Source organism: Neotamlana nanhaiensis, assembly GCF_000943555.1.
Classification (GTDB): domain Bacteria; phylum Bacteroidota; class Bacteroidia; order Flavobacteriales; family Flavobacteriaceae; genus Neotamlana; species Neotamlana nanhaiensis.
This window is the reverse complement of the sequence record NZ_JTDV01000034.1, coordinates 1-474: the sequence shown is the minus strand read 5'-3', so window position 1 is coordinate 474 and position 474 is coordinate 1. Positions and strand designations below refer to the sequence as shown.

Here is a 474-nt window from a genome sequence, read left to right as displayed (position 1 = left end):
GCTTCATGTTTAAAACACACTATTAAAGGTGATGCTAATTTAGTAACGGTTTCAGAAGTTGAAAAACTTATGGGCGGTGATGCATCAGGGCGTGTAGCAAGATAAAATAATTTAAAGTTAGAAGAGGCTGTTTTAAAATTTAATAAAACAACCTCTTCTATTTTGTATAACTAACTAAAATTTTCGGAAACTGTACGTTATGATTTCCGATGAGAAAAAATAAATGGCACAATTTACAAGGCTAGAAGTAGCACAGGTAATGAAGGACACAGGAATGGTTCCTTTGTTTTTTAATAACGATATAGAATTAAGTAAAAAAGTATTAAAAGCCTGTTACGATGGTGGCGCGCGTTTAATGGAATTTACAGCACGTGGTGATTTTGCTCACGAAGTTTTTGGCGAATTGGTAAAATATGCCATTAAAGAATTGCCAGGTATGGTAATGGGTGTTGGTTCTGTTACCGATGCAGCAGC

General features: G+C 35.0%; 1 protein-coding gene. It reads left to right on the top strand.

Annotation, left to right across the window (positions count from 1 at the left end; translation table 11 throughout):
• Positions 1-223: 223 nt before the first annotated feature.
• On the top strand, positions 224-474 hold a 251-nt coding region (locus PK35_RS16975; protein ID WP_044627778.1), incomplete at its 3' end, for a beta/alpha barrel domain-containing protein.